9 protein-coding genes are annotated in these 6,125 nt (G+C 58.4%); all 9 read right to left on the bottom strand.

Features of this window, described 5'->3' with window-relative positions; translation table 11 throughout:
• A partial coding sequence (locus C7H10_RS03695) for a hypothetical protein (RefSeq protein WP_106693795.1) occupies window positions 1-1,130 on the bottom strand: 1,130 nt, incomplete at its 3' end.
• 127 nt (window positions 1,131-1,257) lie between these two features.
• On the bottom strand, window positions 1,258-2,550 hold the full coding sequence (locus C7H10_RS03690; RefSeq protein ID WP_106693794.1) for a zonular occludens toxin family protein: 1,293 nt from the start codon (window positions 2,548-2,550) through the stop codon (window positions 1,258-1,260).
• On the bottom strand, window positions 2,547-2,867 hold the full coding sequence (locus C7H10_RS03685) for a DUF2523 family protein (RefSeq protein ID WP_106693793.1): 321 nt from the start codon (window positions 2,865-2,867) through the stop codon (window positions 2,547-2,549). The genes C7H10_RS03690 and C7H10_RS03685 overlap by 4 nt, the downstream gene beginning before the upstream one ends.
• Complete coding sequence (locus C7H10_RS03680; protein WP_106693792.1) at window positions 2,867-3,847, bottom strand: hypothetical protein; 981 nt, start codon at window positions 3,845-3,847, stop codon at window positions 2,867-2,869. Before C7H10_RS03680 ends, C7H10_RS03685 begins: the two co-directional genes overlap by 1 nt.
• Window positions 3,848-4,414: 567 nt before the next feature.
• Window positions 4,415-4,684 carry a hypothetical protein gene (locus C7H10_RS03675; RefSeq protein WP_106693791.1) on the bottom strand — a complete coding sequence of 90 codons (270 nt, stop codon included), beginning with the start codon at window positions 4,682-4,684 and terminating at the stop codon, window positions 4,415-4,417.
• A 10-nt stretch (window positions 4,685-4,694) separates the two neighbouring features.
• Window positions 4,695-4,916 carry a hypothetical protein gene (locus C7H10_RS03670; protein ID WP_106693790.1) on the bottom strand — a complete coding sequence of 74 codons (222 nt, stop codon included), beginning with the start codon at window positions 4,914-4,916 and terminating at the stop codon, window positions 4,695-4,697.
• Between the two features lie 10 nt (window positions 4,917-4,926).
• The gene (locus C7H10_RS03665) at window positions 4,927-5,226 is read right to left on the bottom strand and encodes a hypothetical protein (protein ID WP_106693789.1); all 300 of its coding nucleotides are present in this window, start codon (window positions 5,224-5,226) and stop codon (window positions 4,927-4,929) included.
• A gap of 367 nt (window positions 5,227-5,593) precedes the next feature.
• A complete protein-coding gene (locus tag C7H10_RS03660) occupies window positions 5,594-5,860 on the bottom strand; it encodes a hypothetical protein (RefSeq protein WP_106693788.1) in 267 nt (88 codons plus the stop codon).
• Window positions 5,857-6,125: hypothetical protein (locus tag C7H10_RS19150; protein WP_167392871.1), on the bottom strand; the 269-nt coding region annotated here is incomplete at its 5' end. The genes C7H10_RS19150 and C7H10_RS03660, both read right to left, overlap by 4 nt.

Raw genomic sequence — 6,125 nt, 5'->3', positions numbered from 1 at the left:
TCCCAGGCCTGTCTGGCGTTAAATCGGTTGCGCGCATAAATGCTCAGGAGATTGCCAAAGGCCAGGGAGACGTTCTTTTCGTTGCCGCAACCGGGTTCCTTTTTTGCGCGTTTGTACATCAGATCAGGGGCGCTGTAGCCGAAGCCGATGTCGTCACGCAGTTTGGTCCAGATGGGGTGACACCATTCGCGTTTGACCTCATAGCGGTTGGCTTTCAGGGCGTATTGCCAAAGGCCCGTCAGGTGCGGAACCGCGTCCATGTAGGTGTAGATGGGCTTCATGTTCGGTGTGCCCTGAGAGACCTCGTTGACGATCCGGTGATGGAAGCGGATTTCCAGGCGCCAGACGGGTTTATCTGGGTCGTAACAGGTGTCCGGGAAGGTGTCTTCGTTCACGGCGCATTCCCAGATGCTTTCCATGAAGGCGCGTTTGTCGGAGACGTCGATTTCTTTCGACTTGTCGTAGAGGCACACCTGGAGGCTGTTGGCTTTACCAAAGGTGTAGGTTTCACCGCGTCCGTTGATGGTGGCACCGTCCAGGCCTTTGAACACCAGGTCACTGAGGCCGTTGTGGACGCTGATGGTTTTGGCACGGGTAACGAAGTGGCTGGCAAAGTCCTGGGGCGGCTCCCAGCCCTGGAAGTCGACAGCCAGATGTAAGGCGATGCCAACGGGTTTGATGCCGGTCAGGAAGAACATGCCCCACTCTGCCAACTCGTCGTGTATCTGCTGGCTGGAGCGTTCATAGAGCCATCTGGGGGAGGTTTCAATTTTAACGTGGGTGCCGGGGTTGTCGGGTTCGGCGTAGAAGTTCTGCAGAAGGATGGTCAGGCCGTATTCCCGGTTTTGAAGGATGTATTTGAAACCACCGCGTCTGCCGGACTGGACTTTGAACTCTATGTCTTTGACGGTGATGGTGGCGTCGTAGCTTTCGTTGTAGGCCTCGACGATCTGGGCCAGGGGTTCGGGTTTGAGTCTTCCCTCAAACAGTTGCCTGACGGTGTCTACGCCGGTCCAGAGTACGTTAACGTTCTGCAGGTTGACCTGCTGACCTTCCGGGCCGATGAACAGATCCCCTTTGCCGATTTCTCCGGTTCGGATGTCCATTCTTTCAAAGTCTTTGATTTTCATCTGTGGCCTTCTGTGGATGTCTGTGGTGTTAAATCGACTGTCGTCGTTTTCTATGAGACGTGTTACAGGGACGTCTCTGGGGCTTCGCCCCGGCAGCGCCTTCGCGCTTGCTCCTCGCGCATCGTCGCTAGCGCTCCGCCGCTGCCGGGGCTTGTGTGGTACTAATCAGGGGCGGGAACATCGCCGGTTCAACGGTTGGCCGGGGTTCAGGCTCATGGCTGCGCATTCGTTGGCAGTACAGCTCCTGGACGGGCTCTCCTTCCCACCAGAGCTGGCCATGACACCGCCTGAGGTACAGGACGCGGTAGCCGTAGCTGGCCAAATCGTGTTGGGTGAGCGCAAATTCACCTTGCAGGTCTTTGCCCTGGAACAGGTAGAGACGGTTAACGCTGCCGGAGATGCGCAGCTCAACATCGGCGAAGGGGTGTTCCAGGTGCTGGCGTGAGTCCGGTGCGTTCTGTTGGTAGGGGGTGTTTCGTCGGCTCTGGGTTGAGTTCAGAGTACGCTCAGACGGGCGATCAGTCGGAACGCGGCTCCCATCAAGACCATCAGGGTCAGGGCGACCATCAGGCGTATCAGTCTGTGGAACAGCCACCGGATCACCGGAGAAGCGCGCTTTTTCACGCTCAATGATAGTGTTCGCAGAGTAGCCGAGATAACCAAGGCAAATGACGATAGTAAGAGCGACCATCTGTAGCTTTCGATCCGCAAGCATTGAATGACCCCCGACCACCCCTTTGGCCTTGCCGGTTTTGGTCGATTGGTAGCATTGGAAGACGCGGAGGTCGACCTTGTACTCTTTTGGGACACCGATGCTATGGGAGGTAGCTTTTCCGCTGTTTTCAGGGTCATGTTCGAGTTCCCTCCATCTGTTTTTCTTCCAGGGCACGATGTGCCCCATTTGCCAGTGTCGAAATGCCTGTTGGGCGCTTTGGCGTATTTCTTTGTGGATCTTGGCAATGTTGGGGGTGCATAAAAAGAGGTCCCAGTTGTAGTGCCGGTGCATGTCGAAGGCCAGGAGGACGTCGGCGGGGCGGTTGTCGCGTTGGGCAGCCTCTTTGCCGCCGGGGTAGTCCAGGTGTTCGATTTTGAAATCCCGTCGTGCAGCCGGGTACACGGCCTGGGCTTCGTCCAGGACGATCAGGGCGCCGATCGGGGCCCAGTGGAACCACCTTGCGGCGTATTCGAGGGCGTCCCGGGTTTCGGTTTCGAGGTTGATGATTCGGGATTCGGGGCCGCAGGTGACGCCGAAGGCTTCTTCTACCCGTTCGATGGAGTCCAGGCCGCGGATGTTGGTGACGACGCAGCGGCCGTCGGGGTAGTCGCTGTCTTCGCCGGTTAGGGCGGGGATAACGTAGCGCTGGACGACGCCGGCGGATTTGTAGGAGCCGGGCGGGCCGTGGTGGATATTGATGGTCATTTAAACACTCCCATGACGTACCGGGTCAGGTGGGCGTTGAGGATGATGTTGAGGGCCTCGGGGATTTTAAAGAAGGTCAGCGCGCCCATGACTTTGGAGTCGATGGAGCCCCAATACTGGTTGATGGTGGCGGAGATGTTGAGTTGGTTGAGGACTTCCTGGGCCACTTCCCAGGAGAAGCCAACGAAGTAGATTTTGGCTTTGGTGACCCAGATGACGTACCAGGCGGAGACTTTGACGAGTATGTCGGTGGCAAAGTCGGAGAGGCTTTCGAAGAAGATCCAGATTGAGTCGAAAAAGTTAGCGATGAATTCCATCAGTCTTTTGCTCCCATGATGATGCCGAGTGCCAGGAATGTCGCCGCAAACAGGATGATCGTTCCGATGATGGAAAGATCCGCCCCGAACCTTGACAGTCCAGCGTTGAAGGTATGGCCAAACAGGGTTATTTCGTTGTCTTCGAGGCCCCCTGATCCGGTAAAGGAGCCAAAAGCGGCGCTCATTTCGGCGCGGATGTTGGCGATGAGGTTTTCGTATTCGCCCTGGATGGCGTTGAGTTCTTCGAGGCCGTCGCCGACTTCGAGGGTGATGGGGTCGCCGCTCCAGGTGACGGGGTTTTCTTGTTCCCCATCGCCATCACCGTTGCCGTCTCCGTTGCCGCCACTGCCTCCCCCACCGCCGGGGATGTTGCCGATGGCGTCTGTAATGGCGCCGGTGCTGTCCTGGATCTGTTTGCCGATGCCTTTGAGGGTTTCGTTGATGTTGTTGGTGTTGTTGTTACCTCGGTTCAGCAGTTCCTGGATTTTGCTGAGCTGGTTGGTGATGCCGGTGATGTCGCCTTCTCCATCTCCGTCACTGTCGCCGTTTAGGGCGTCGTGGAGGTCTTCGGGGGTGGCGTCGGGGTTGCGGATTTCACTGCACTGGAAGGAGATGCCGTTTTTGCCCATGATCACGGCGGAGCCGCCGGGGCATTGGGGCGGGTTGGTTTCGGCGGGGAAGCAGGAGGCTTTGTAGCTGCCGTCGCTCTGTTCCATGAAGCCGTAGGAGGAGCCGGTGGGGCATTGGTTTTCGGGGGTGCCGCAGACCAGGGCGGCTTCTCCACCGTAGCCAATCACGCCTTTGAATTCGGGGTGGTCAGGGCCGCACTCAGGTTGTTCGGGGTCTTCGGGTTCGATGTCCAAGAGGCATTTGCTGTCAAGGGAGCCCTGGGCGCATTCGTTGACACAGTAGGCGCCCTGGCTGGTGGTCACTTCGTATTTGTCCAGGTACTGGCATTCGTTGGGTTCGCGGTTGCGCATGCATTCGAAGCCGGTATCGAAAGGCTGTCCAGCGCCGTAAGGGCCTTGGGCACGTATGTATCCAGGAGTGCAGGTTCCACACAAACCGTCGTCCACTGTAGAGCCGGGCTCGTGGGTCAGTGGGTCGCACGTTTGAGGTGGCTCACAGACGTACGCGGGGTGTGATCTCGCTGGAACCGGTTGATTATTGTCAAAATCCCAAGATTCTGGCTGGTAGATTCGCTCACCACGCTGCACGAGCACTTCTTGTGCAGGTGGGAGTGAGCAGGAGTAACGATAATCGTAATCGTTGCCGGCACTGGTGGTGTAACGACCCAGAAAGCAATCATTGGCTACGCCATCACAAGAAAGCCCACCTTGTGCCACTGAGCGATATGTGTACTCAACGGCTGAATGGGCCATTGAGGGAAGGGTTGCGACGAGGATCAGGAAAGGAAGGCGCGGTTTCGGTCGGTTCATAGCGGTTATCCGGGATGAAAAAGGGCCGGAATCCGGCCCTTACACAGTCCGGTAGCCGGACACAAGACAGCCTACCCAGAGGCAGGCTATCAGGACGCTGGTCAGCATTTACCGGTTCATGAGGCGCAGGACGATGCCTACACCCATGACGACGGCTGCCAGGGCAATGACGGCGGCTACCGCTGCTCCGGCGTTGGTGATGCCGTCCTCTTTCGCTGCGTCGATGGCAGCGCTGTGGTCTGCCGCAAAGGCCACCACGGAGGAGGTGGCTGCGGAGAGCGCAACGCCCACTTTGGCGACGCCTTTGCCGAAGCGCGAGCGGGCCATGGCCCAGGTCTTACCTTGGTTTTGCTTTTCCATTTCGATAACTTCGTTCATGTTGAATACCTCACGTTTTACGCATTATTTGAACGACCCTTCCGGCACTGACTCCAATGACGAATAAGGTCAGGGCTACTCCTGACACGACTCCGATGATGGCGGGGTCGGGGGCCAGGTATTCCTGAAACAGGACGTCTACGTCCTGGTAAGGAATGCTGTGTAAGGTGCCCGTGCATTCAATGCCCTGGGCGCCTTGTATCCATTCACCTTCGCAGGTGATGACGTTCATTCGGGGCTACTCAGGCCGCTGGCTTTTTGGTTTGGTCCTGGGGCCGTAGCTCCAGGGCTTTGAAGGTGACCTTTCCGCCCTGCCCGGCTTTCATCTGGGCTTTGACGGTGAACATGGCCGGCAGGCGGTCAGCGTGGTTTCTGAGTTGGTCAATGTGCTTGTAGTCGCAGGCGATTTTCATGACTTCGTTGCCAACGCGGTTGTCGTCGTCTGCTTCTGCAGGAGCGTATGCCCACAGGGAGCCGCCTTTGTTGCCGTCGATGTCGTAGCGGGTGGCGCCGATGACCATCAGGTTCAGGTGGTTTTCCATGGTGTTTGTCCTCTTGGTTTCGTTTGGGTGTTGCGTTTGGTGTTGCTTGGTTTGGGTTAAATCCTTTCCGGGTGTTGCTTTGGAAAGGGGTGTTGAATCTGTTTTGCGACCCCTTCGGGGCGGGCTCTACTCGCTGCGCTCCTGGCCACTAAGGTGGCCACCCTTACGGGTAACGATCCCTGTCGCCTCCGGTCACTCGGGTGACCTGCGCACTCCGTTTGCCGCCTTTGCTCATGGTTCGGAATCAAGGGGCGGCCGTCCTCCCCCGACATCCTCACCACTCTGGATGCGCACTGTGGGCCACTCACTGACCGCCACAAGGCCAGGGGGCCTTTGGCCCTGGCGCTGCGCGCCAGCCTTGCAGCGCTCACTGAGCGTCCCCCGGTTCGTGCGCGAGTGGTGACGATGACGGGGGCGGACTCGAGGGCTTTTCAGGGGGGTTGGCCTGATGGCCAAAGTTCGGGCAGCCGGCCTCTAACCAGGCGCGCAGGACGGAGCCTCCGAGGGTCCAGAGGTCGGTGCCGCGCTGGATGGCTTCTTGCTGCAGTTGCAGGTAGATGGAAGACGGGGCGCACACGTAGAAACGGCGCTCTTTGTCTTCTACCTGGTCCTGACGGGGAGGTATGGGGCTCATTGGTTGGTCTCCGTGACGTTGGGAAGGTCCAGTTGGCCGCAGTCCCAGGCGTCCCTCAGTTGGATGAGGCGGTCAAACGCGGGGCTGTGGTGGCCGCGGGCTTCCAGTTCGTGGATCAGGGCGTCGGTGAAGCTCGCTTTGCAGCGGGCCATGTAGTCGCACGGGTAGTCGGTGCGCACTTCCTGCAGGTGGCTGAGGCGCTGCAGGAGGGAATCAAAAAGGCCTTCCAGGGTGTCTGGGGTGAGTGCAGAGGACGGGCGTGGGC

Origin of the sequence: Marinobacter shengliensis (assembly GCF_003007715.1) — a bacterium.
In the GTDB taxonomy this organism is placed as follows: domain Bacteria; phylum Pseudomonadota; class Gammaproteobacteria; order Pseudomonadales; family Oleiphilaceae; genus Marinobacter; species Marinobacter shengliensis.
The sequence above is the reverse complement of the archived record's forward strand: the minus strand, read 5'-3'. Positions and strand labels throughout refer to the sequence as shown.

Excerpts from the sequence above, each read along its gene's own strand:
- C7H10_RS03685 (WP_106693793.1), bottom strand. The coding sequence starts at position 2,867 with ATGGAATTCATCGCTAACTTTTTCGACTCAATCTGGATCTTCTTCGAA.
- C7H10_RS03675 (WP_106693791.1), bottom strand. The coding sequence starts at position 4,684 with ATGAACGAAGTTATCGAAATGGAAAAGCAAAACCAAGGTAAGACCTGG.
- C7H10_RS03660 (WP_106693788.1), bottom strand. The coding sequence starts at position 5,860 with ATGAGCCCCATACCTCCCCGTCAGGACCAGGTAGAAGACAAAGAGCGC.
- C7H10_RS03665 (WP_106693789.1), bottom strand. The coding sequence starts at position 5,226 with ATGGAAAACCACCTGAACCTGATGGTCATCGGCGCCACCCGCTACGAC.
- C7H10_RS03690 (WP_106693794.1), bottom strand. The coding sequence starts at position 2,550 with ATGACCATCAATATCCACCACGGCCCGCCCGGCTCCTACAAATCCGCC.
- C7H10_RS03680 (WP_106693792.1), bottom strand. The coding sequence starts at position 3,847 with ATGCGCAACCGCGAACCCAACGAATGCCAGTACCTGGACAAATACGAA.
- C7H10_RS03670 (WP_106693790.1), bottom strand. The coding sequence starts at position 4,916 with ATGAACGTCATCACCTGCGAAGGTGAATGGATACAAGGCGCCCAGGGC.